This is a genomic window from Micromonospora sp. MP36, assembly GCF_008119785.1.
GTDB lineage: Bacteria > Actinomycetota > Actinomycetes > Mycobacteriales > Micromonosporaceae > Micromonospora.
On record NZ_VSFA01000002.1, the window covers coordinates 86,470 to 108,288 of the forward strand.

Below are 21,819 nucleotides of genomic sequence, written 5' to 3' on the forward strand. Positions count from 1 at the left end.
GTCCGGTCAGCGGGCGGCGTCGGCGAGGACCTCGGCCAAGGCGTGCGACGTCTGCCGGACGATTCCCGGGTTGGTGTCCCAGTAGTAGGGCAGCGCGAACACCGCTTGAAGCAGAGCCCAGCCGCGGCCGCGCAGCCAGGAGGCGTCGTCCGCGTCCAGTTCAGCCCGGAACCGCCCGCGGCTGCGGCCGGCGAAGATGTTCCACGCCGGTTGCAGGTCGCAGGCCGGGTCGCCGACGTTGAGCCCGCCGTAGTCGATGACGGCGGAGAGGCGGCCCGCCACGACCAGCAGGTTGCCGGGCAGCAGGTCCCCGTGCACCCACACCCCCGGCCCGTCCCACGCCGGCGCTTCCAGCGACTCCTGCCAGGCGCGCAGCGTCGCGGCGCCGTCGACGCGGTCGCCGAGCTGCGCCACCGACCGGCGTACGCCCTCGTCGAACTCGGCCAGGTCGCTGCCCCGGCTGCCCGGCTTCCGGGGGTACGCACCGGTGGTGTCGATCTTTCGCAGCGCCATGATGAACGCGGCGAGGTCGACCGCGGCCCGGTCCAGGTCGTCGAGGGTGCCGTTGGCGTTCTCGCCGGGCAGCCACTCGTACACCGACCAGTCGAACGGGTAGCCCTCGGCGGGGCGTCCCCGCACGAGCGGGACGGGCAGGGCGAGCGGCAGGTGCGGGGCCAGTCGCGGCAGCCACTCGGCTTCCCGCGCGGCCTGCGCGGTGGCCCAGCCGATCCGGGGCAGCCGGACCACCAGGTCCGCGCCGAGCCGGTAGATGTCGTGGTCCGTCCCGTACGAGGGGACCAGCCGGATCGGCAGGTGCGCCCACTGCGGGAACTGCCCGGCGAGCAGTCGACGGACGAGGTCGCCGTCGGTTTCCACCTCGTCGGCGTGCATCTTCACCCGGCCCACGGCGACATCCTCGGCGCATCCGCTGAGCCCGACAAGCGAGTTTCGGGGCGGCGAAGCCCGTGGTCCAGGTCCAGCGGGTGTCGTCCGTGGCCACCTCGGTCCAGTCGAGCACCCGCCCCGGTGTCGCCGGCCGCCCGTCCGGCCTGGTCACCTGGCAGCGGTCGGGGTCCGGCGCGGTGGTCGGCCGGGTGGCCCAGACCGCGTAGCGGCCGGGCCCTCCGTCACCGCCCGCGTACGGCGGCAGGCTAGCGTCGGGGCGTGAGCACCGGATCCCCGCGCGTCCTGCCGGCCGACAGCGGCATCGTCGAGGCCGCCTCCGTCCTACGTGGCGGCGGGCTGGTCGCCTTCCCCACCGAGACGGTCTACGGGCTGGGCGCGAACGCACTCGACGCCCGGGCGGCGGCCCGCATCTTCGAGGCGAAGGCGCGCCCCAGCTTCGACCCGCTGATCAGCCACCTGGCCGACGCCGCCGACCTGGCCGGGCTGGTCGGCGAGGTGCCACCGGCGGTCGCCGCGCTGGTCGAGCGTTTCTGGCCCGGCCCGCTCACCCTGATCGTGGACCGGCCCGCGGCGATCCCGTCGATCGTCACCTCCGGCCTGGACACCATGGCGGTCCGGGTACCGGACGAGCCGTCCGCCCGCGCGCTGATCGCCGCCGCCCGGGTGCCCGTGGCCGCGCCCAGCGCCAACCGGTTCGGGCAGCTCAGCCCGACCCGGGCCGAGCACGTGGTGGCCGGGTTGGGCGACGCGGTGGACGTGGTGCTCGACGGCGGACCCACCCGGTGCGGGATCGAGTCGACGATCGTGGACGCCCGTGGCGAACGCCCGGTGGTGCTCCGGCTGGGCGCGCTGCCGGTCGAGGCGCTGGTCGAGGCGGTCGGGCCGGTCGACGTACGGCCGGGCAGTTCGGGACAGCCGGTGGCGCCCGGCACGCTCGCGGCCCACTACGCCCCGCGTACCCCCTTGCGGCTGGGGACGGCGGAGTCGGCGCCGGGGGATGGCGGCCGGCGGGGTTTCCTCGCCTTTCGGGAGCGTCCGGAGGCGGACGGGTGGGCGGCCGTGGAGGTGCTGTCGCCCGAGGGTGACCTGACTGCGGCCGCCGCGCGGCTCTTCGACGCGCTGCACCGGCTCGACGCGGCCGGGACGACCGAGATCGTCGCCGAGCCGGTGCCCGAGGTCGGCGTGGGGCGGGCGATTAACGACCGGTTGCGACGGGCCGCCGCCACCTGGCGCTGACCGCCACCGGTCCACAGCGGCGGTGGACCGTGGTCAGGTCTCCCGCTGGAGCACGTTCAGGTTGACGTAGCGCGGTTCACCTCATGTGTCGGCATGCCTTCCGCCCGCCTGGGTAGGAAACCAGCAACAACCCCCCGAAAGTGAGGTGTGATCCCGATGCCGACCGCACGCGACATCATGACCAGCGACGTGAGCTGTGTCCGGGAGCAGGACGATCTCCGGACGGCCGCCCGGCGGATGGCCGGCCTGGGGGTGGGCTCGCTGCCGATCTGCGGCGCCGACAACCGCCTCAAGGGCATGCTGACCGACCGCGACATCGTGGTGAAGGTGCTCGCCGAGGGCCGCGACCCCGGCAGCGTGACCGCGGGTGAACTGGCCCAGGGCGAGGCGGTGACCATCGGCGCCGACGACGACGCGGCCGAGATCCTGCGGACCATGGGCAAGCACCAGGTACGCCGGCTCCCGGTGATCGACGGGCACGACCTCGTCGGCATCGTGGCCGTCGCCGACGTGGCCCGTTCGCTGCCGGAGCGCCCGGTGGGCGACCTCATCGAGGCCATCTCCGAGCGCGGCTGAACGCCTACCCGGCACGGCCGGACCGGTGTGGACCGGCGGCCGGCGTACGGAGGCCGTGCTGCGGGAGCCGGTCGACGAGTCTGCTGAGCGCGCCGTTGGCGAAGGTCGCGCCGAGCGCGGAGCCGGCGGCGATGGTCCAGCCCACCGGACCGAGCGGGGTGCAGCCGAAGAACTGGCTGACCCCCGGGGTCTGCACCACCGCGACCAGCACGCCGACGGACGCGGCGGTGGAGGCCAGGACGGTGGGGCTGGTGCCGCCGGCCAGCACGGTCTGGCCGAGCTGGGTGCCGACCAGCGAGGCGAGCGCCACGGTGCCGGCCCGGCGCTCGGTGCCGGTCCACCGGGCGAGGCTCCAGCCGGCAGCCGCGCCGAGCGTGGTGGCGCTCGCCCGGAGCCCGATCTCCCGGGTCATCGTCGCGCCGAGCGAGGTGTCCGGCCCCTCCCGTAGCAGGTGGTCGGCCCCGTGGGCGGCCGGCGGGCGGACCGCGATGGCCAGCGCGGGCGCCAGGTCGGTGAGCAGGTTGACCAGCAACAGTTGCCGTCCGGTCAGCGCGGACCGGCCGGTGGCGGCGGCGGTCAGCACGCTGAACGCGATCTCGCCGAGGTTGCCGCCGACCAGGATGCTCAGCGCGTGGCGGACGGACGACCACATCGCCCGCCCCTCCACCAGCGTGGAGATGATCGTCTCCAGCCGGTCGTCGGTGACCACCAGGTCGGCGGCGGCGCGGGCCGCCGGGGTGCCGCGCTGGCCCAGCGCGATGCCCACGTCGGCCAGCCGGATCGCCGGGGCGTCGTTGGCGCCGTCCCCGGTCATCGCCACCGTACGGCCTCGCCGCTGCAGCGCCTGGATGATCCGGACCTTGTGCGCCGGGGTGCAGCGGGCGACCACGTCGGTCGCCATGAGCCGCTCGGCCAGCGCCTCGTCGTCGAGCCGGTCCAGGTCGGTCGCGGTGACCACCCGCTGCCCACCGTCATCGGGGCTGATGGTCGCGGCGATCGCCTCGGCGGTGGCGGGGTGGTCTCCGGTGATCATGATGGTGTGCACGCCGGCCTGCCGGATCCGGCGGACCGCGGGCTTCGCGCTCACCCGTACCCCGTCGGCGAGCGCCAGGAAGCCGACGAAGACCAGCCCCTCGACCTGCTCGTCGGTCACCGACTCCGTGCCCACTGGGCACTCGGCGACGGCGAGGATGCGATGCCCAGCCCTGGCCCGCTCGGCGAGCATCGCGTGCAGCCCGTCCCGGCCCGCCTCGTCCAACGGCTGGTCACCGCCGGCCGTCCGGCGGGCCGCGCACCGCGGCACCACCGACTCGGGCGCCCCCTTGACGCTGAGCAGCAGCCCCTGCGGGGTCCGCCCGATGGTGGCGTGGTAGCCGCGGGACGGCTCGAACGGCAGCCCGCCCACCGCCGTCCAGCCCGCCGAGCCGGTCTGCTCCGCCACCCCGGCGGTGCCCGCGCCCCGACGTACCGCCCGGTCGGTCTGCTGGGGCAGCTCGTCCGGGTCGGCCGCGGCCGGGGTGGCCCGCAGCGCCGTGGCCAGGGTCAGCCGCAACGGCTCGTCCAGCCGGTCCGGTGGGGCGTACCGCTCGCCGGCGCCGTCGCCGACCCCGGCCAGCAGCAGCTTCCCCTCGGTGAGGGTGCCAGTCTTGTCGAAGCAGAGCACGTCCACCCGGCCCAGCGCCTCGATGGTCCGCGGGTTGCGGACCAGCGCGCCGTGCTCGGCGAGCCGCCGGGCCGCCGCCAGCTGCGCGGCGCTGACCAGGAACGGCAGCCCCTCCGGCACCGACGCGACGGCCAGGTTCGCGGCGGTCGCCGCCGTCGCCGCCAGGGGTACGCCCCGGAGCAGCCCCGCCCCGGCCACCGCGATCGCCGAGCCGGCCGCCAGCGGTACGGCGGCTTTGGTCAGCTTCCCGAGTCGTGCCTCCACCCCGCTCGGCGGCGGGGCCTCCCGGGCCATGGCCAGGCTGCGCCCGGCCTCGGTCTCCTCGCCGGTCGCCACCACCACGGCGATGCCCCGGCCGGCCGCGACCGTGGTGCCCTCGTACAGCATGGAACGTCGTTCCGCGACGGCCGCCGCCACCACCGGATCGGCGGTCTTGCCCACCGGCAGCGACTCCCCGGTCAGCGACGACTCGTCGGCCTCCAGCCCGTCCGAGCCGAGCACCCGGCAGTCCGCCGGGATCGCGTCCCCCGGGCCCACCGCGATCACGTCCCCCGCCACCAGCTCCTCCGCGGGCACCACCCGCTCGGCTCCGTCGCGCAGCACCCGGGCGGTCACCGCGGTGCGGGACAGCAGCTGGGCCAGGGATCGCTCGGTGTTGCGCTGGTGCACCGCGCCGACCAGCGCCGAACCGCCGACCACCCCGCCGACCAGGGCCGCGTCGACCAGCGAGCCGAACGCGGCGGAGAGCACGGCCCCGGCGGCGAGCACCGGGGTGAGGGGGTTCGCCAGCTCCTGCACGAACGCGCGCAGCAGCGCGGCCGGTCCCGCGTGGTCTCCCGCGACCGCTTGCCGCCGCCGGTCCGCCTCCTCGCTGGTCAACCCGTTCGGGTCGGTGCCCAACTGGTCGAGCACGGTCTCCACCGGCATCAGGTGCCAGGCGGTCAGCGCGGGCACCGGCGCGCGGGTCCGGTCCGGCAGTCGGTGGGCCCGCCACACGCCGTGTCCGAAGGCGAGCGCGCCGGCGCCGTTCACCGCGGAGAGGGTCCGGCCGGGCAGCCGCAGCGGGTCGGCGGTGAGCGCGGCCAGCGCCCCGAGCCCGCTGCCGGCCATCGAGATCCGGATGTTCTGCCCGGTCATCCGGCGGGCCACCCCGACCGCGTCGATCAGCAGCGCGGGAATCCGCAGGTCCTCGCCGACCAGCAGGTGGGCACCCCAGGGCGGGAGGTCCTCGGGGGCCGAGACGCCGAGCGAGCAGTCGGCCGCGCTGAGCGCGGCCCGGTCACCGGACACCAGCAGGACCACCGCGCCGTCGCGTTGCAGGGCGCGTATCGAGTCGGCGAGGTGCGCACCGCCGGGCACCAGGGCGTCAGCGAAGCCGTACCGGCCGTCGTCGTCGCCGGCCACCACGAGGCGCAGGCCTGCCTGACGGGCGGCGGTGGGCAGGACGTCGACCCCGGGCGCCGGCTCCGGATCCACCCGGAGCACGGCGGCGAGGGTGTCGCCCTCCGCGAGGCCGAGCAGCATTCCGCCGTGCTCGGTGAGCCGGCGCCGGTCCGGGGTGTCCCCCGGGTCGCGGGCGTCGATCCGATCCAGCGGCCCGAGCCGCCAGCCGTCGGCCTCCCGTACGGCGTCCGGGGCGGCCGGGTCGAAGAGGGCGAATGCCCGGGCGGCCACCTGCCCGGTGTCCGCCCCGGGCAGCGGCGCCAGGTCGGCCAGCACGCCCCGGTCCGAGCCGAGGATCGCGCTGTCCAGCACCACCGTGTCGATGCCGTCCAGCCTCCGCAGCACGCTGCGGTCCATGGCGATCACGCCGCGCCGGGCCAGCATCCGGCCGAGCTGGGCCGCGTACCCCTCGCGTCCGTTGCCCGGAGCCTTGGACAGCGCGGAGAGGGCCACCGATGCGGCCCGCTTCGGGCCGACCACGGGCACCGCCGCCGCGCCGGCCGCCGCACCGGCGAGGAGTGCCCGCTGCACGTACCGCTCGGCCGGGCCGTCCGGGCGCGGTTGCGGGCGCTCGCCTTCGGGCACCCGGGCGACCGCCCGCTCCGGGTCGCCGGTCAGCCGCGGTTCCGCCCTCGACCAAGCGGTGAGCTGAGCCCGCGCCTCGCCCCACTGCACCACCCGCTGCGCGCCGTCCAGCACTATTCCGGTCCAGCCGCCGGTGAGGCCCTGCACCACCGCCTCGGCGAGCGGGAAGAGCACCTCGGCGCGGGGGTCGGCGCGCAGCCCCCGGTCGGCCAGGGCGTGCAGCTTCGGGTGCAGGTCGATCGCGGCGAGGAAGCCGGCTACCTCGCCGGGGACGGGGGTGAACGGCAGGATCCGGGTGGCTGCCGAGATGGTCAGGCCGAGCGCGTCCGAGACCAGCGCGCCCAGGGTCCGGGGCGTACGCGGGCCCTCCTCGGCCGGGTGTGGCGGGGGAATCTCCGGGTCCGGCTCGTACGGGCACACCCGCTCGGTGCGGGCGATCGTGGCGATCAGGTCGCGCAGTTTCGGCTTCGGCTCCTGGACCGCCACCACCACCCGGCCGGAGGGCGCGTTGACCCGGGCCCAGGCCACCCCGGGCATCCGCTCCAGCGCCTCCTCGACCTGCCGGGCCAGCCGGTTCGCGCCGTCCTGGCACACGCCGTGCACCTCGATGTGGTGGCGGCCGTCCCGGGTCCAGACCCGGCGCCGGGTCAGCCCGGCCAGCCGGGCCACTCGGGCGGCGCCCTCGCCCACCCGTCCCGCCGCCTCGGCGACGCCGCGCGGTACGGCGGCCCCGCCGGCCCGGGTTGCCGCCGGCACCGCGTGCGGCAGGGCCGAGCCGACCGTCCGGGCGGCGTCCGGCACGGCGTTGACGACGGTACGGGCGACCCGCGCGACGGCGTCCGGCGCCAGCAGGAGACCGGCGTACCGGCCCAGCGAGGTCATCGAGGCGTACGGCCGAGCCCCCGGCCGCGCTCCCCGTTGCTCCCGCCGCCGCGCCAGCCGTACGCCATCTCGCCTCCCGTACCCCTCGTCCCGGCGGCCCGACTTCCCGGCGTCGCGTCCGTTATGCCCCCCGGGTGGGGGAAGTTTCCCGGCTGGCGGGGGCATGGACCGGATCGTGGGTGGAATTCCGGTCGGACGTCGATGTGGTCGGTCGGATCCAGGGGAGGCGGAATGAGCGCGGTGACCCGGCAGCTCAGCGGGGTGTGCGAGGCGATGCGGAGGTACAACCGGCGGGTGGAGATCCCGGTGCTGGGCGAGGTGGCGGTGCCCCCGCCCGACAAGATCGCCTACTACGCGGGGCTGGGCGTGCTCGCCGCGCTCCAGGTCATCGAGTGGCCGATCGCCCTGGTCATCACCGCCGGGCACCTGTTGGCCGACCAGCACATGTCCGGGCTGGTCAAGGGCGTCGGCGAGGCGCTGCAGTCGGCCTGACGAGAGCGGGATCACCGTTGACCTCAATCCGGGTTGAGGTCGGATGCTTGATCCCATGTCGACCGCACGTACGCCGGGCCGCCGGTGACCGCCACCGCCGCCCCGGCCACGCACCTCTACTCGCCTCGCCTGCGGGCGATGACCGTGGGCAGCGTCGCCCTGGTGTCGCTGCTGGCGTTCGAGGCCCTGGCGGTCGGCACCGCGATGCCCACCGTCGCCCGCAGCCTCGACGGGCTCACCCTGTACGCGCTCGCCTTCGGCGGCCCGTTCGCCTCCGGCGTGGTGGCCATGGTGGCCTCGGGGATCTGGTGCGACGCGCGCGGGCCGCGCGCACCGATGTGGCACGGGGTGGCCTGGTTCGTGGCCGGGCTGGTCGTCGCGGGCGTCGCCCCGACCATGGAGTTGCTGGTGGTCGGGCGGGTGGTGCAGGGCTTCGGCTCGGGCCTGCTGTCGGTGGCGCTCTACGTGATCGTCGGGCAGGCGTACCCGGAGGAACTGCGGCGGCGGGTCTTCGCCGCGTTCGCGGCGGCCTGGGTCGTACCGTCGCTGGTCGGTCCGGCGCTGGCCGGCCTGATCGTCGAGCACCTGGGCTGGCGCTGGGTCTTCCTCGCGGTGCCGGCCGTCGCGGTGCCGGCGGTGCTGCTGATCCAGCCCGGGCTGCGGGCGCTCGGTGCGGCGGTCCCGGCCCGGCCGCCGGCCGGGGCGCTGGCCCGAATCGGCTGGGCCTGCGGGGCGGGGGCGAGCGCCGCACTGCTGCATCACGGGGGGCAGCAGCGCGGCGTGCTCGGCGGTCTGCTGGTGGCGGCGGGGCTGGTCGGCCTGCTGGTCTGCGCTCCGCGCCTGCTGCCGGCCGGTTTCCTGCGCGCCCGGCGGGGCCTGCCGACGGTGGTCGGCCTGCGCGGGCTCGCCTCGGCCGCGTTCGCCGGTGCGGAGGTGGTGATCCCGCTGATGCTGTCCCGGGAACGCGGCTTCTCGCCGACCGCCGCCGGCCTGGTGCTGACCGTCGGCGCGCTCTCCTGGTCGGTGGGCTCGTGGCTGCAGGGCCGGCTCGCCGCGCCGCGCTCGGCCGCCACCCTGCCCCGGGCCGGGCTGGGCTGCGTGGCCCTCGGTACGGCCACCGTCGCGTCGGCCGTCCTGCCGGGAGTGCCGGTGGCGCTGACGGTGCTCGGCTGGGCCGTCGCCGGACTCGGCATGGGCCTGCTCTACCCGTCCCTGTCGGTGCTCACGCTGGACCTCTCCGCCCCCGGGGAGCAGGGGCGGAACAGTTCCGCCCTGCAACTGGGCGACTCGCTCGCCGCGGCCACCGTGCTGGCGCTGACCGGCGCGGTGCTGGCGGCCGGACCGGCTCCCGGTCCGGCGAGCTACGCGGTCACCCTGGCCGTGGCGGCCGGCTGCGGGCTGCTCGGCGTCCTGCTCGCCGCCCGGGTGGTGGTCCGCCCGTCCGTCGCCTGAGTCGCGCGGGCGGCCCGGCGTCGGCCGGTCACGAACCGGCTGGCCGTCCCGTCCGTCGAGCGGAACGCGGGCGTCCTCGGCCGGGCGTTGGGCAGGGCCAGCGCGGCAGTGGGCGCCACCCCGGCCGGGCTGGGGCGAGGGTGTGTCGGGAGAGGAGCGGTCGATGCGGGTGCTGGTCACGGGGGCGAGCGGGCGGCTCGGGCGAGCGGTGCTGCCGCGCCTGCGGGACGACGGCTTCGTCGTACGGGCGGTGAGCCGGCATCCTCGGCAGGACTCCACCGTGGAGTGGTTGACGGCCGACCTCGCCACCGGCGCGGGGTTGACCCCGGCGGTCGCCGGCGTCGAGGCGGTGCTGCACCTGGCGTCCTCGGCGGCCCGGCGTACCCACGAGGTCGACGTGCTCGGCACGCGGCGGCTGGTGGAGGCCGCCGGCCGGGCCGGCGTGAAACATCTCGTGTTCGTCTCGATCGTGGGGATCGACCGGGTGCCGCTCCGCTACTACCGGCACAAACTCGCCGCCGAGCAGGTCGTGACGGCCGGCCCGGTGCCGTGGAGCATCCTGCGGGCGACCCAGTTCCCGGAGTTACTGGAGGAACTGCTGCGCAATGCCGCCCGGCTCGGCCCGGTGATCGGCGACCCGGCCGTCCTGGCCCAGCCGGTCGACCCGGTCGACGTGGCGGCCCGGCTCGCCGGGATGCTGGTCGCCGGCCCGTCGCACGCGGTCGAGGAGTTGGGCGGGCCGCAGGTGCTTCGCTTCGACGAGGCGGTACGGGCCTGGCGGGCGGCCCGCCGCTCCCGCCGCCCGTTGCTGCCGGTGCGGATCCCGGGGCGGCTCGGCCGGGCCCTGCGCGCCGGCGGCCTCACCACCACCGCCACTCCCACGGGCACCCGGACCTGGGCGGACCACCTCGCCGACACGTACGGGGGAACCGGTCGAAGATGAAACCTTCAGCGGCTCACGTTCGCCTTACCGTGGCCGCATGCTGGTCTTCGTCACCACCGTGATCCTGTACGTGTTCGGTTTCGTCTTCCTCTACGGCGTGGTCCGGCTGGGCGTCCGGCACGGCATGGAGGACGTCGAGGCGCATCGTCCGGAGGTCCTGGAGCGGGCGCATCTCGCCGCCGCCCGGGACCGCGACTTCGCCCGCCAGAACGCCTTCCTGTCCGGCAACTCCAACTGACCGTCGCTACCCGCACCGGTCGCACCGTCGTCCCGGGTGCGGCCGGTGCGGGTCTCCCGTCAGGCGGGCGGCCGGCACGTCGGTGAGCGGAACCCGGGCGGCTGGTGCGAGGATCGCACCCGTGATGGGGACGCTGAAGACAGAGCCGGCCCGTACCCGACTGGACCTGCTGGCACCGCCGGTCGCCGCCGCCGTGGAGCGGTGGCCGGCCGAGGCGCCGGTGGACGTCGACGACGTGCTGGTCGCCCCGATCGACGCGGACCTGGCCGACACGGCCGCGTTCTGCGCCGCGTACGAGGTGGGGCTCGACGAGTCGGCGAACTGCGTGGTGGTCGCCGGCAAGCGAGGTGGCGAGATCCGGTACGCGGCCTGCGTCGTGCTGGCCACCACTCGGGCCGACGTGAACGGCGTGGTCCGCCGGATGCTCGACGTCCGCAAGGCGAGCTTCGCGCCGATGGCCGACGCGGTCGAGTTGACCGGGATGGAGTACGGCGGAATCACCCCGATCGGCCTGCCGGAGGAGTGGCCGATCCTGGTCGACTCGCGGGTGATCGCCACGCCGCACGTCATCATCGGATCCGGCGTACGGCACAGCAAGATCGCGCTGCCTGGGCCAGCGCTCGGCGCGCTGCCCGGGGCCACGGTGGTGGAAGACCTGGCCAGGCCGGCCTAGACAGTTACTGTCATGGATCTTGTTTCACGTGGAACAAGATCCATGAGTGTCACTCGGCCGACTCCCGCTGCTCGACCTCGCGCAGGGCGGCGAGCAGGGTCTCCGGCTCCTGGGCGCCGGTGACGGCGTACTTCCCGGCCAGCACGAAGGTCGGCACGCTGGAGACCCCGAGCTGGTGCGCCTCGGTCAGGTCGGCGGCCACCTCCCGCCGGCCCAGGTTCGACGCCAGGTACTCCCGGGCCTCGGTCTCGTCCAGGCCCACCTCGGCGGCGAGCTTGACCAAGGCGTCCTTCGACCCGACGTCGATCCCGTCCTGGAAGTGCGCCCGGTAGAGCCGCTCCACCAGTTCGGCGGCACGGCCCCGCTCGGTGGCGAACCGGACGAGGCGGTGCGCCTCGAAGGTGTTGGCGGCCACCGCGCGGTCGAAGTGCATCTCGATCCCCGCACCGGCGGCGACCTGGGTGACGTGGGCGGCCATCCCCTCGGCCCGCTGCCGGCTGCCGAACTTCGCGCCCAGCGCCTCGACCAGCGGCTTCGGCTCGGTCACCGGCGTCGGGTCGAGCTGGAACGGCCGGTACCGGACGGTCACCTCACCGTCGTACGACTCCAGGGCCTGCTCCAGCCGGCGCTTGCCGATCCAGCACCACGGGCAGACGACGTCGGCGTAGATCTCGATCTCCATGACCGGCAACAACCCGTCGATCAGGAAATCTGTTCCCGGACCTGGCGCTTGAGCCGGGCCAGGATCGCCGTGCCGCCGCGTACCCGCAGCGGGCTGATCGCCTGGGCCAGCCCCATCCGCTGGTAGAGGTCGTCCGGCACGGCCAGCACCTGGTCGGCGGTCGCCCCGGCCAGGCCCTCGGCCAGGATGCCGGCGAACGCCCGGGTGGTCGGCGCCTCGGGCGGGCAGTCGAACCAGGTGATCACGGTGCCGTCCGGCTGCACCTGGGCGCGCAGGAAGAACGGCGTCTGGCACTCCGGCACCTGCTCCATGCCCTCCCGGTCCATGCCTGCGGGCAGTGGCGGGATGACGTCGGCGTACTCGAGGAGCATCTCCAGCACCACGTCGCGGGGCGCCGCGGCGAACTCCTCGACGATCTCGGCCAGCTTGCTCGGCATCTCGGGCATTCCTTGAGGCTATCCGCAGCGTACGGCCGCCCGCCGAGGTGGAGCTGTCAGGAAGGGGCCCCCTCCGCTACCGGGCGTTGAGGAGGGACCCCTCCTGTCACATGTTCGGGGCGGCCTCGCTGATGTCGCTGAGGGCGGAGTTCGGGTCCAGCTGCATGGCCAGGTCACCCAGGGAGACGATGCCGACCAGCTTCCGCTCGTTGTCGCAGACCAGCACCCGCCGGATGTTGCGCTCCCGCATCAGGGCCGCCGCCTCGCTCGCGGTGGAGTGCTGCTCGATCATCACCACCTCGCGGGTGATGATCGACCCGATCGTGGTGGTCGCCGGGTCGGCCCGCTCGGCGACCGCCCGGACCACGATGTCGCGGTCGGTCAGCATGCCGGCGAGGGTCGCCCCCTCGGTGACCACCACATCGCCGATGTCCGACTCCTTCATCACCCTGGCCGCCTCGTCCAGCGTGGTCTCCGCCGGCAGGTAGACCACCTGCTTGGTCATCGCGTCGCTGACCCGGTACATGAGAGCCTCCGAAACACTCGATCCGGCACCGGTACCCCCTGGCGCGCCCGCTACACCCGGTCGCGGCGTGCCCCGGGCACCTCGTCGAGCAGGCGCTCGACCAGACCGTCCACCGGCAGCTCGACCCGCTCGCCGGAGGCCCGGTCGCGCAGCTCGACGTACCCGTCGGCGAGCCGGCGGCCGACCACGACGGCGCGCGGGATGCCGACCAGTTCGGCGTCGGTGAACTTCACCCCGGCCGAGACGTGCGTGCGGCCATCGACCAGCACCCGCAGGCCGGCCGCCGACAGCCGCCCGCCGAGCTCCAGCGCCGCGTCGAGCTGCGCCCCCTTTCCCGCCGCCACCAGGTGTACGTCGCACGGCGCGACCGCCGCCGGCCAGACCAGCCCCCGCTCGTCGTGGTGCTGCTCGGCGACCGCCGCGACCGCCCGGGAGACGCCGATGCCGTAGCAGCCCATGGTGGGCCGGACCGGCTTCCCCTCGGGGCCGAGCACGTCGACGGCGAACGCGTCGGTGTAGCGGCGGCCGAGCTGGAAGATGTGCCCCACCTCGATGCCCCGCCGCATGGTCAGCTCACCGGTCTCGCAGGCCGGGCAGGGGTCGCCGGGCCGCACCTCGGCAGCCTCGATCGTCCCGTCCGGGACGAAGTCCCGCCCGCAGACCACGTCGACCGCGTGCCGGCCCGGCTCGTTCGCCCCGGTCAGCCAGGCGGTGCCGGGGACCACGCGGGGATCGACCAGGTAGCGGACGCCGTGCTTGGCGAGGATCTGCGGCCCGAGGTACCCGCGGACCAACTCGGGATGGTCCGTCCAGTCCTCGAAGACCGCCACCGTGGCGGGGGCGAGCACCGCCGCCACCCGCTTGAGGTCCACCTCGCGGTCGCCGGGCAGACCGATCACCAGCAGCTCGGCGGTCTCCGCGCCGGGCCGGCGCACGGTCAGCACCACGTTCTTCAACGTGTCGGCGGCGGTCCAGTCCGTCCGACCGCCGAGGGCGCGGGCGTTGGCCAGCTCGACCAGCGAGGCGATGGTCGGCGTCTCCGGGGTGTCGTGCACCTCCATCGCCGGATGGGCGTCGGGGTCACCGGCGGCCGGGGCGCGGGTCACCACCGCCTCCGTGTTGGCCGCGTAGGCGCAGGCCGTGCAGCCCACGAAGCTGTCCTCGCCGACCGGGGTCGCCGCCAGGAACTCCTCCGACGCCGAGCCGCCCATCGCCCCGGACATCGCATGCACCACCGTGTAGTCCAGTCCGAGCCGGTCGAAGATCCGCTGATAGGCGTCGCGGTGCCGGTCGTAGGCCGCCTGCAGCCCCGCCGCGTCCAGGTCGAACGAGTACGCGTCCTTCATCAGGAACTCGCGCCCGCGCAGCAGACCGGCCCGGGGCCGGGCCTCGTCCCGGAACTTCGTCTGGATCTGGAACAGCGTCACCGGGAAGTCCCGGTACGAGGTGAAGAGGTCCTTCACCAGCAGCGTGGCCATCTCCTCGTGGGTCGGGGCGAGCAGGTGCTCGGCGCCCTTCCGGTCTGCGAGGGTGAAGATGTCGTCGCCGTACTCCGTCCACCGCCCGCTGGTCCGGTACGGCTCGGCCGGCAGCAGCGCGGGGAAGTGCACCTCCTGGTCGCCGATCGCCGCCATCTCCGCCCGGACGATCTCGGTGACCCGGTCCAGCACCAGCTTGCCGAGCGGCAGCCAGATGTAGCCACCCGGGGCGGCGCGGCGCACGTAGCCGGCGCGGAGCAGGAGACGGTGGCTCGGCACCTCGGCGTCGGCCGGGTCCTCGCGCAGGGTCCGGAGCAGCAGGGTCGACATGCGCAGCAGCATTGCCGCAGCGTACGGCGGGCCCAGGCGGACCGGCGATCCTATTCCTCGACTCCGGGTCGCCGATGTTGCGGTGTCCGACCGACCGGGACACCGCGATGTCGCGAATCGGGAGTGGATCAAGCCGGATCCGCCCGGCGGAGCGCCCGGGGTACGCCGAAATTCAGGTGAGGTCCAGGGTCAGGTCGCCCGTGGCGACGCCGATTTCGCCCGCGTAACCGTCGCCCGCTGCGGCTCGGGCAGCCGCAGGATCGGTGCCGGGCCACAGGTGGGTCAGGATCAGGCGTCCCGCGCCGGCTTCCGCCGCCTGGCGACCCACGCCCCGGGCGCTGGACAGGTAGCCGAGCGAGTCCGCCGGCACCTGGTCCACGTGGGTGGCCTCGGCCAGCAGCAGGTCGGCGTCGCGCGCCAGTTCGACCACGTCTGGGCTCGGCCCGGTGTCACCGGTGTACGCGAGCACCCGGCCGCCGCCGGTCAGCCGAATGCCGGCGTTGGGCACCCAGTGCGGCAGCAGTCGGGTCTCGGCGCGGAACGGGCCGATGTCGAACTGGCTGCCGGCGGTGAACTCGTGCAGGTCGTAGGCGGCGTCCAGCATCCCGGGGCGGTCCAGCGCCAGCACCGCATCGAGCGCACCCGGCAGCGCGTACACCGGTAGCGGCGCGGGCGGATCGTCGCGCAGGGCACGCGCCCGGAGCAGCGGATTCAGGTCGGCGCAGTGATCGGGATGACCGTGGCTGATGAACACCGCGTCGACCTGGTCCGCGGTGACCTGTTGCAGCAGCCGCGGGAAGGTCGCATAACCGAGATCGAGGAGCAGCCGGAACCCGTCGTGCTCGACGAGGTAGCCGCTGCACGCCTGGCCGGCCTCCGGCCACGCACCGCACCCACCCAGCACCGTCAGCCGCATGTCACGGACGCTACCGGCCGGTTCGCCAGGGGTGCCAGGCAACTTACGGCATCACCAGATGCACCTTCGGCGTCCCCTCGCCGCGGCGCCGACCGGCCTACGATCCGGCCATGCCTGTGACTCCGTCAGTCCATGCCGTCAGCCAGTACGCGACGACGACCGGCAACCTCACCGCCCGGATCGCGCTGCACACCTACGGCACCAACCCGCAGAGCTGGTTCGACTCCGACGAGCGGCTACCGCTGGCCGGCGACGTACTCGAGGTCGGTGCCGGCACTGGCAGGCTGTGGACGCACGTCGACCACGTGGGCCGGGGGCTCCGGCTGACGCTGACCGACTTCTCGGCCGCCATGTGTGCGCAGTTGCGCACCATTCCCGCCGCCCGCGTCCAGCAGTGCGACGCCGCCGACCTGCCCTTCCCCGACGCGGCTTTCGACACCGTCATCGCCAACCACATGCTCTACCACCTGGATGACCCCGACGCCGCGCTGGCCGAGTTCGCCCGGGTTCTGCGCCCCGGCGGGCGGCTCGCCGTCGCCGTCAACGGCAGCGACCATCTGGCTGAACTCGACGCCATCGGCCCGGCCATCGGCCGCCCCGAGCTGGTGCTCGGCGCCGCGCAGAACGACATCACCGCCGAGACCGCGCCGGGCTACCTGGCCGCCCACTTCACCGACGTCACCGTCGAGCGCTACCCCTGCGACCTCGACATCCCCACGGCCGAGCCCATCCTCGCCTACCTCGACAGCATGGCCGGCGAACCGCTCCCGCCGGAGCAGCGCTCCGCCGCCCGCGACCTCGTCCAGGCCCGCATCGACGCCGAGGGCAGTTTTCGGGTACGCAAACACAGCGTGCTGATCACGGCGTGCGCTGAAAGCCGGGGGATGAACTGTGCCACGCCCGCTGCCCCTGGTCGCCCTTCTCCGGCCGGGACAGCCATCACTGGTCGGACACTACGAACTTGATGGCGTAAACGATTCAAGCGCACGGCAGCTGCCCCGGTCCGGAGCCGCCGGGCCGTGAGTCGTCTGCGTCATCAAGTTCGTAGGTGGAGTGGAGAGCCGTCATTGGATCAGGAGTGCTTGACGTGCTCGACGAAGGCGTGCCAGGTCCGTGGGTCGAAGGTGAGGACCGGGCCGGTCGGGTCCTTGCTGTCGCGGACCCCCACCACGCCGGGCAGGTTGTCGGCCACCTCGACGCACTCGCCGTTGCCGCTGCGGCTGGACTTGCGCCAGGTGGCGCCGATCAGCTCCATGACGTCATCACTTCCTTCATCAGCTCGACCGACTGCCGGCGAGGCAGCGCCTCGCTGCGGACGCTCTCCCATCTCGCGACCGCGATAGCCACGTCTTCGTCCTTGTCGATTGTCGTGCCGCCGAGCTGGTTCTCCAGGTGAGCAACCCATCCGCCGTTGTCACCACGGGGGCCGCTGGTGAGCTACCCGCAGCTTCCGGTGCCGCGCCTCGGGCCGTACCCCGATCGACCCCGCGCCTACCCGCCTGGCCACCTGCCGCACCTGCCGATCCGCCCACTGTGGCTGTGCCGGGCCTGCGGGCAGCCGTGGCCGTGTGCCCAGGCCCGCCTGCTGCTCCGCGCCGAGTACGACGACCACCCGGTCGACCTGGCCAACTACCTGTCCGGGCTCTATCACGAGGCCACCCACGACCTGTTCCGGCTCAACCCGCACGACGGGCCCACCCCACGCGAGCTGTTCGAGCGGTTCGTCGCCTGGGGCCCGTACCGGAGGGGCATCGCCGAGAATTGACGAAGCATCGGCAACCATCGCACCGCGGGGTGGCGTCTGGTAGGGCGTCAAGCTGATGCCCCACCTCACCCCCAAGGATCGGCTCGTGTGGACCCTCTCCTGAGTGAGTTCGACTCGTTCGTGCGAACCCGCACCCCCGCACTGCTGCGCTCGGCGTATCTGCTGACCGGCGACCAACACCTGGCGGAAGACCTCGTCCAGTCCGCGCTGGCCCGGACCCACCGCTCCTGGAACCGGCTGCACGACAGCGGCAACGCCGAGGCGTACACCCGCAAGACCATGTACCACCTCCAGGTTTCCTGGTGGCGGCGGCGCCGGGTGGCCGAGTCGATGCCGGGCGACCTGCCCGAGCCGCGCGGAGGCGACTCGGCCCCCGACCACGCCCACCAGACCACGCTCCGGCTCACCCTCCGGGCCGCGCTCGCGAAGCTCTCCGCCAAGCAGCGGGCCGTGCTGGTCCTGCGGTTCTTCGAGGACCGCACCGAAGCCGAGGCCGCCGACCTGCTCGGCGTCACCGTCGGCACCGTCAAGAGTCAGACCTCGAAGGCCCTGGCCAAGCTGCGCACCGTCGCCCCCGAGCTCGCCGAGCTGTACGTCCTGGAAGGGAGTGCCCGATGAACCACGACCGCCTCCGGCTCGACCTGGCCGACCTGGCCGAGGAGGTCACCCCGGTCGACCTGCGGGACCGGGCGCTGCGTACCTCCCGCCGGCTCGGCATCCAGCGGGCCGTCGCCACCTCGGCCGCCGCGCTGGTGATGATCGCCGCCGCAACGGGCACCGCCCTGGCGATCCGCCCCAACGGGCAGGCGCCCGCTCCACAGCCGGCCGGTCCGTCGACCACCGTCACCCCGACCCCGGTCGAGGTCACTCCGATCCCGGACCCGTCGGCCAGCTCCGAGCCGACCAGCTCGTCGACGAAGCCGGCGACCGTCCTCGCCGGCACCCGCTACTACCTCGAGAAGACGTCCAACAAGTACCGGATCCACGCCGTCCGGGGCGGCTCGGACCGGGTCGTCCACCAGCTTCCGTTCGTCACCTACGGCTGCGAGGCCAACACCCTCACCGTCTCGCCGGACGGCAAGCGGGTGGCCTGGGTGCAGGACAGCACGGACGGCAACCTCAGTGGGGTGCTCCTCGCCGGCACGCTCGGAAAGCCGGGGGCGACGAAGCTGCTGGACGACGTCAACTGCCTCGGACCCCGCCCGCTGCGCTGGCAGGGCAGCGACCTGCTGATGGTGGGCAAGAAGACCGGACAGTCCGTGCTGTACGACGTGGCGGCCAACAAGCGGGTCGACGGTGACCCGGGCCAGGAGACAGACCGGTGCTGGTCAGCCGACGGCAGGTGGCTGGCCGCGGTGGCGGAGGGCCAGCCGTACGTGGCGGACGGGACGCAGCTCCGCCAGTACACCTACACGCCGCCGAAGGACGAAGCCGCGCACTGGGGTGGCTGGGAGGCCCGGAGCGTGTCGATGGACGGCCGGTACGTCTCCGTTGGCTGGATCGGCACCGACCCGTCCCGCCGGGACGACAGCTTCGCCGTGGTCGACACCACCACCAGCAAGGTGGTCGACCTGCCGGGTAGCGGCGACATCCGCAGCATCATGTTCACCGTCGACAACAAGGTGATCGTCAAGCGGGCGACCGGCATCAGCGTGCTGGACACCGGCTTCAAGCCGCTCGGCACGGTCGCCGAGTCCACCCCGGTGCGGAACATGACGCTGCTGGCGTACGTGCCCTGAGCCGTCGGTTAGCGGACCATCAGCAGGCCCTCAGCACCCGGTGCTGAGGGCCTGCTGCGTGGCTGGGCCCCGTCTCGCACATTCCCCGAAATTCCTTGGTCGATACGGCAACCCTCCCTTGAGAACTCGACGTCTGGGAGTGCGTCAACCCGCTGCGCCACCGAAGCTGAGGACCGAAGCCGTGAACACTTTCGCCGCCGCGCCCGCCAACCGCACCGCTCGTCTCCGTAGCCTCCGCCGGGCCGTGGTCCTCTCGGCCGCCACGCTCGCGATGGTGGGGCTGAGCGCCTGCGGCGAGGGCAGGAACGCACCGGCCGGCTCGCCCGCGCCGACCACCTCCGACGCTCCGGCCACCGTCGCCACCGCGGCTCCGGTCAGCAACCCCGCCTCGGCCACCGTGCTCACCGGCACCCGCTACTACCTGGGCATGACCGACCAGGAGGCGGTGGTCCACGCCGTCCGGGGCAACGTTGACGAGGTGACCGCTCGGATTCCCCTCGGCAAGGGGTCGTGCGTCCGCAACACGATCACCATCTCGCCGTACGGCGAGCGGCTGGCCTGGGTGGAGGGCGGTGCCAACGAGGATGCCGGCACCCTGGTGACGTCGACGATCGACGGATCGCGGAAGCGGACGGTCGAGCGGGCGGAGCCCTTCCGCGGGAAGGCCAACTGCATCGGCAGCAATCCGCTCGTCTGGAACACCAACGACCTGCTGATGGTGCAGGACGGCCGCCGGTCGGTGCTGATCGACGTGGCGGAGAACAAGCCGGCCGACGGCGACGCGGGCAACGAGACCCTCAAGTGGTGGTCCGCCGACGGGCGGAACTGGGCCGCGGTCTCCGAGGGCAAGCCGTACGCCACCGGCGGGAGCAAGGTGCACTTCTACCACTACACGCCGCCGAAGGCCGAGGCCGCGCACTACGACGGCTGGCGGGTGCGCAGCGTGTCGATGGACGGCCGGTACGTGGCGGTCGGTTGGATGAACACCGACGTGTCCCGTAACGACGGCAGTTTCGCGGTGGTCGACACCACCACCAGCAAGGTCGTCAAGCTCCCCGTCGGGGGCGAGGTCAAGAGCATCCAGTTCGCGGCGGACGGCAAGGTGCTGGTGCGGCAGGCGACCCGGGTCGTGGTGCTGGACGCCCGCTTCCGGCAGATCGGCGAGGTGGCGGAGCCCCGGGACGTGCAGCAGCTGACCCTGCTGACCTACGTGCCCTGAGCATGCCCGACCGCCGAGCGGGCCGCCCCACCAGGGGCGGCCCGCTCGGCATTCAGCGCACCTTGGCCTTGAGATAGGCCGCCCAGTCCTTCTCGAACTCCTCGTACGACACGCCGAGGACGTCCCGCGTCACCGTATCGATTTTCCGGCTGCGGTAGTGCTCAGCCACGAGCTGGAACATCTTCTGCTCGCCGTACCGCTCGACGAGGTAGCCGATGGCCGAGTGGCCCAGCCAGTAGTGGTATTCGACCCGGTCCTTCAGGTCCCACGCCGGGCCTCCCGGCAGGGAGGACGGGTAGCCGGTCTTCCGGATCACCGTCCGGGAGTTGGCCGTACGCTCGCTGGTCAGCCAGGCCTTTCCGCCGTGGCCCAGGTATTCCGCGAACCCCTCGACCACCCACCTCTCCCGCTCGCCCAGCGAGGAGCCCGGGGCCCGGGCGGTGAGCTTGCCGATCAGGGCATGGCCGATCTCGTGCCGGAACAGGTTCAGCTGCCGCTCCCGGGTTCCCCTCGTGAAGTGGTACTCGTCGCGGACGTCGACCACCACCCGGGTGGCCCCGACCACGGGGTCGTTCTCGTCGCCGTCGAGCACACCCTCCGGCGGCACCGGGATCGCGACCCCAGACTCGGTGGGGGTCTCCTTCGTGGTCCGGTAGAGGGAACCCAACTCGGACCGCCCCTTGACCAGGGAGATGACGAAGCCCGGCGGCACCTCGCCGCGCACCCCGCCGGCCCGCCAGGCGGCCAGGTCGTCCGCCGCGGCCTGCTCGGCGATCGGGGCGTACCGTTGCGCCTCCGCCCGCAGCGACGCGTCGACGATCAGCAGCGTGTGCGGCGTCCGCTCGACATGAATGTCGCGCCACTTGTCCCACGGGGCCGGGTAGTGGGTGACCGCGTCCCGCCTGCGCTCCTCCGGGACGCCCCCGGCCCGGACGACCCTCAGCGGGGCGTCCTGGTCGGCCTGGACGATCGTCCATTGGTACCACTCCTCGACGGGGCCGACGTCGAAGCCGTCGAACCGATGCACGAACGCCACCGTCACGTCGACCTCGTGCCCGCCGCCCACCGGGCGGAACTCACCCTTGTGGCGGTACGCGAAGCGCACGTCGGCCAGCGGCAGCTTGCTGAGGTTGCGGTAGAGGCTGGTCTGCTCCGTGACCAGGTCCTTGTGGGCCGGGTCGAACGGCGCGACGAACGCCTTCTCGTCCCGGCCGGTGAGCGCCCTGGTGTGCTCGGCCAGCAAGGACTCGATCTTCGCCTGCCGAATCGGGTTCGTGTCGTCGAGCGCGCCGGTCGAGCTGTCGTTCCGATCGTCGAGATACGACTTCAGCCCGACCAGCCCCGCCCCGGCGCACAGGGCCAGGGCCAGGGCCCCCGCACCGAGTCCGATCCACAGGCCACGCCGGGACCGCCGGGCCGGTGGTGCCGGCGGCGGAGCGTGCCCGCCCGGTGGCGGGTGGGGCAGCGGCCCGTACGGGTGGGCGGGCGCCCCGGCGGGCGGTGGGGCGTACGGTCCGGGGTGTCCCGGCGGGGGAACGGCGCGCGGTCCCTCGGTCATGGCGTGCGTCCTCGCTCGTGTCCGACACGTCGGGTCCGCGTCCACTCAGGGGCGGTCCCGACTGGGGTCGCGCGCCATTA

The 21,819-nt window shown here is 73.8% G+C and carries 21 protein-coding genes and 1 pseudogene; 12 read left to right on the top strand and 10 right to left on the bottom strand.

Annotated elements, in window-relative coordinates; all coding sequences use genetic code 11:
* Positions 1 to 6: 6 nt before the first annotated feature.
* On the bottom strand, positions 7 to 906 hold the full coding sequence (locus FXF52_RS03490) for an aminoglycoside phosphotransferase family protein (RefSeq protein ID WP_148793781.1): 900 nt from the start codon (positions 904 to 906) through the stop codon (positions 7 to 9).
* A 282-nt stretch (positions 907 to 1,188) separates the two neighbouring features.
* Between FXF52_RS03490 and FXF52_RS03495 the strand changes: the two genes are divergently transcribed.
* A complete protein-coding gene (locus FXF52_RS03495) occupies positions 1,189 to 2,142 on the top strand; it encodes an L-threonylcarbamoyladenylate synthase (RefSeq protein ID WP_148794051.1) in 954 nt (317 codons plus the stop codon).
* 156 nt (positions 2,143 to 2,298) lie between these two features.
* Positions 2,299 to 2,718 (top strand): CBS domain-containing protein, encoded by a 420-nt coding sequence (locus FXF52_RS03500; RefSeq protein ID WP_148793782.1) that lies wholly within the window; start codon positions 2,299 to 2,301, stop codon positions 2,716 to 2,718.
* Positions 2,719 to 2,722: 4 nt separating this feature from the next.
* On the opposite strand, the gene FXF52_RS03505 is transcribed toward FXF52_RS03500, so the two are convergent.
* Positions 2,723 to 7,291 (bottom strand): HAD-IC family P-type ATPase, encoded by a 4,569-nt coding sequence (locus FXF52_RS03505; protein WP_148793783.1) that lies wholly within the window; start codon positions 7,289 to 7,291, stop codon positions 2,723 to 2,725.
* Between the two features lie 201 nt (positions 7,292 to 7,492).
* Between FXF52_RS03505 and FXF52_RS03510 the strand changes: the two genes are divergently transcribed.
* The 5 genes from FXF52_RS03510 (at position 7,493) to FXF52_RS03530 (ending at position 11,089) form a co-directional block, all read left to right on the top strand.
* Positions 7,493 to 7,783 (top strand): hypothetical protein, encoded by a 291-nt coding sequence (locus tag FXF52_RS03510; protein WP_148793784.1) that lies wholly within the window; start codon positions 7,493 to 7,495, stop codon positions 7,781 to 7,783.
* Between the two features lie 84 nt (positions 7,784 to 7,867).
* Positions 7,868 to 9,235, top strand: a complete 1,368-nt coding sequence (locus FXF52_RS03515) for an MFS transporter (RefSeq protein ID WP_255471719.1) — start codon at positions 7,868 to 7,870, stop codon at positions 9,233 to 9,235.
* Between the two features lie 163 nt (positions 9,236 to 9,398).
* Positions 9,399 to 10,178 carry an SDR family oxidoreductase gene (locus FXF52_RS03520; protein ID WP_148793785.1) on the top strand — a complete coding sequence of 260 codons (780 nt, stop codon included), beginning with the start codon at positions 9,399 to 9,401 and terminating at the stop codon, positions 10,176 to 10,178.
* A gap of 37 nt (positions 10,179 to 10,215) precedes the next feature.
* Entirely contained in the window at positions 10,216 to 10,416 is a 201-nt protein-coding gene (locus tag FXF52_RS03525; protein ID WP_148793786.1) for a hypothetical protein, read from the top strand.
* Positions 10,417 to 10,540: 124 nt separating this feature from the next.
* The gene (locus FXF52_RS03530) at positions 10,541 to 11,089 is read left to right on the top strand and encodes a YbaK/EbsC family protein (RefSeq protein WP_148794053.1); all 549 of its coding nucleotides are present in this window, start codon (positions 10,541 to 10,543) and stop codon (positions 11,087 to 11,089) included.
* Positions 11,090 to 11,138: 49 nt separating this feature from the next.
* Here the strand turns inward: FXF52_RS03530 and FXF52_RS03535 are convergent, their stop codons facing one another.
* From FXF52_RS03535 to FXF52_RS03555, 5 genes are all read right to left on the bottom strand, one after another.
* Entirely contained in the window at positions 11,139 to 11,771 is a 633-nt protein-coding gene (locus FXF52_RS03535; RefSeq protein WP_148793787.1) for a DsbA family protein, read from the bottom strand.
* 20 nt (positions 11,772 to 11,791) lie between these two features.
* Positions 11,792 to 12,217 (bottom strand): SufE family protein, encoded by a 426-nt coding sequence (locus FXF52_RS03540; protein WP_148793788.1) that lies wholly within the window; start codon positions 12,215 to 12,217, stop codon positions 11,792 to 11,794.
* Positions 12,218 to 12,314: 97 nt separating this feature from the next.
* Positions 12,315 to 12,734 carry a CBS domain-containing protein gene (locus tag FXF52_RS03545; protein WP_148793789.1) on the bottom strand — a complete coding sequence of 140 codons (420 nt, stop codon included), beginning with the start codon at positions 12,732 to 12,734 and terminating at the stop codon, positions 12,315 to 12,317.
* 50 nt (positions 12,735 to 12,784) lie between these two features.
* A complete protein-coding gene (locus FXF52_RS03550; protein ID WP_148793790.1) occupies positions 12,785 to 14,554 on the bottom strand; it encodes a proline--tRNA ligase in 1,770 nt (589 codons plus the stop codon).
* A 160-nt stretch (positions 14,555 to 14,714) separates the two neighbouring features.
* On the bottom strand, positions 14,715 to 15,458 hold the full coding sequence (locus FXF52_RS03555; RefSeq protein ID WP_148793791.1) for an MBL fold metallo-hydrolase: 744 nt from the start codon (positions 15,456 to 15,458) through the stop codon (positions 14,715 to 14,717).
* A 110-nt stretch (positions 15,459 to 15,568) separates the two neighbouring features.
* Between FXF52_RS03555 and FXF52_RS03560 the strand changes: the two genes are divergently transcribed.
* Positions 15,569 to 16,423, top strand: coding sequence for a class I SAM-dependent methyltransferase (locus tag FXF52_RS03560; RefSeq protein WP_148793792.1), 855 nt, complete (start codon positions 15,569 to 15,571; stop codon positions 16,421 to 16,423).
* Between the two features lie 107 nt (positions 16,424 to 16,530).
* Here the strand turns inward: FXF52_RS03560 and FXF52_RS03565 are convergent, their stop codons facing one another.
* A complete protein-coding gene (locus FXF52_RS03565) occupies positions 16,531 to 16,713 on the bottom strand; it encodes a DUF397 domain-containing protein (protein ID WP_148793793.1) in 183 nt (60 codons plus the stop codon).
* Positions 16,704 to 16,889 (bottom strand): annotated as a pseudogene (locus FXF52_RS03570) (Scr1 family TA system antitoxin-like transcriptional regulator); the annotation flags it as partial. The gene FXF52_RS03565 and the pseudogene FXF52_RS03570, both read right to left, overlap by 10 nt.
* Before the next feature lies 1 nt (position 16,890).
* Between FXF52_RS03570 and FXF52_RS03575 the strand changes: the two are divergent.
* From FXF52_RS03575 to FXF52_RS03590, 4 genes are all read left to right on the top strand, one after another.
* Positions 16,891 to 17,223 carry a hypothetical protein gene (locus FXF52_RS03575; RefSeq protein ID WP_148793794.1) on the top strand — a complete coding sequence of 111 codons (333 nt, stop codon included), beginning with the start codon at positions 16,891 to 16,893 and terminating at the stop codon, positions 17,221 to 17,223.
* Positions 17,224 to 17,310: 87 nt separating this feature from the next.
* Positions 17,311 to 17,841, top strand: coding sequence for a SigE family RNA polymerase sigma factor (locus FXF52_RS03580; protein WP_148793795.1), 531 nt, complete (start codon positions 17,311 to 17,313; stop codon positions 17,839 to 17,841).
* Positions 17,838 to 18,962: a hypothetical protein gene (locus FXF52_RS03585; RefSeq protein ID WP_148793796.1), complete on the top strand. Its 1,125-nt coding sequence runs from the start codon at positions 17,838 to 17,840 to the stop codon at positions 18,960 to 18,962. The genes FXF52_RS03580 and FXF52_RS03585 overlap by 4 nt, the downstream gene beginning before the upstream one ends.
* Positions 18,963 to 19,143: 181 nt before the next feature.
* A complete protein-coding gene (locus FXF52_RS03590) occupies positions 19,144 to 20,181 on the top strand; it encodes a hypothetical protein (protein ID WP_148793797.1) in 1,038 nt (345 codons plus the stop codon).
* A 52-nt stretch (positions 20,182 to 20,233) separates the two neighbouring features.
* Here FXF52_RS03590 and FXF52_RS03595 read toward each other — a convergent pair whose 3' ends face one another.
* A complete protein-coding gene (locus FXF52_RS03595) occupies positions 20,234 to 21,739 on the bottom strand; it encodes a hypothetical protein (protein ID WP_148793798.1) in 1,506 nt (501 codons plus the stop codon).
* Between the last annotated feature and the right edge of the window lie 80 nt (positions 21,740 to 21,819).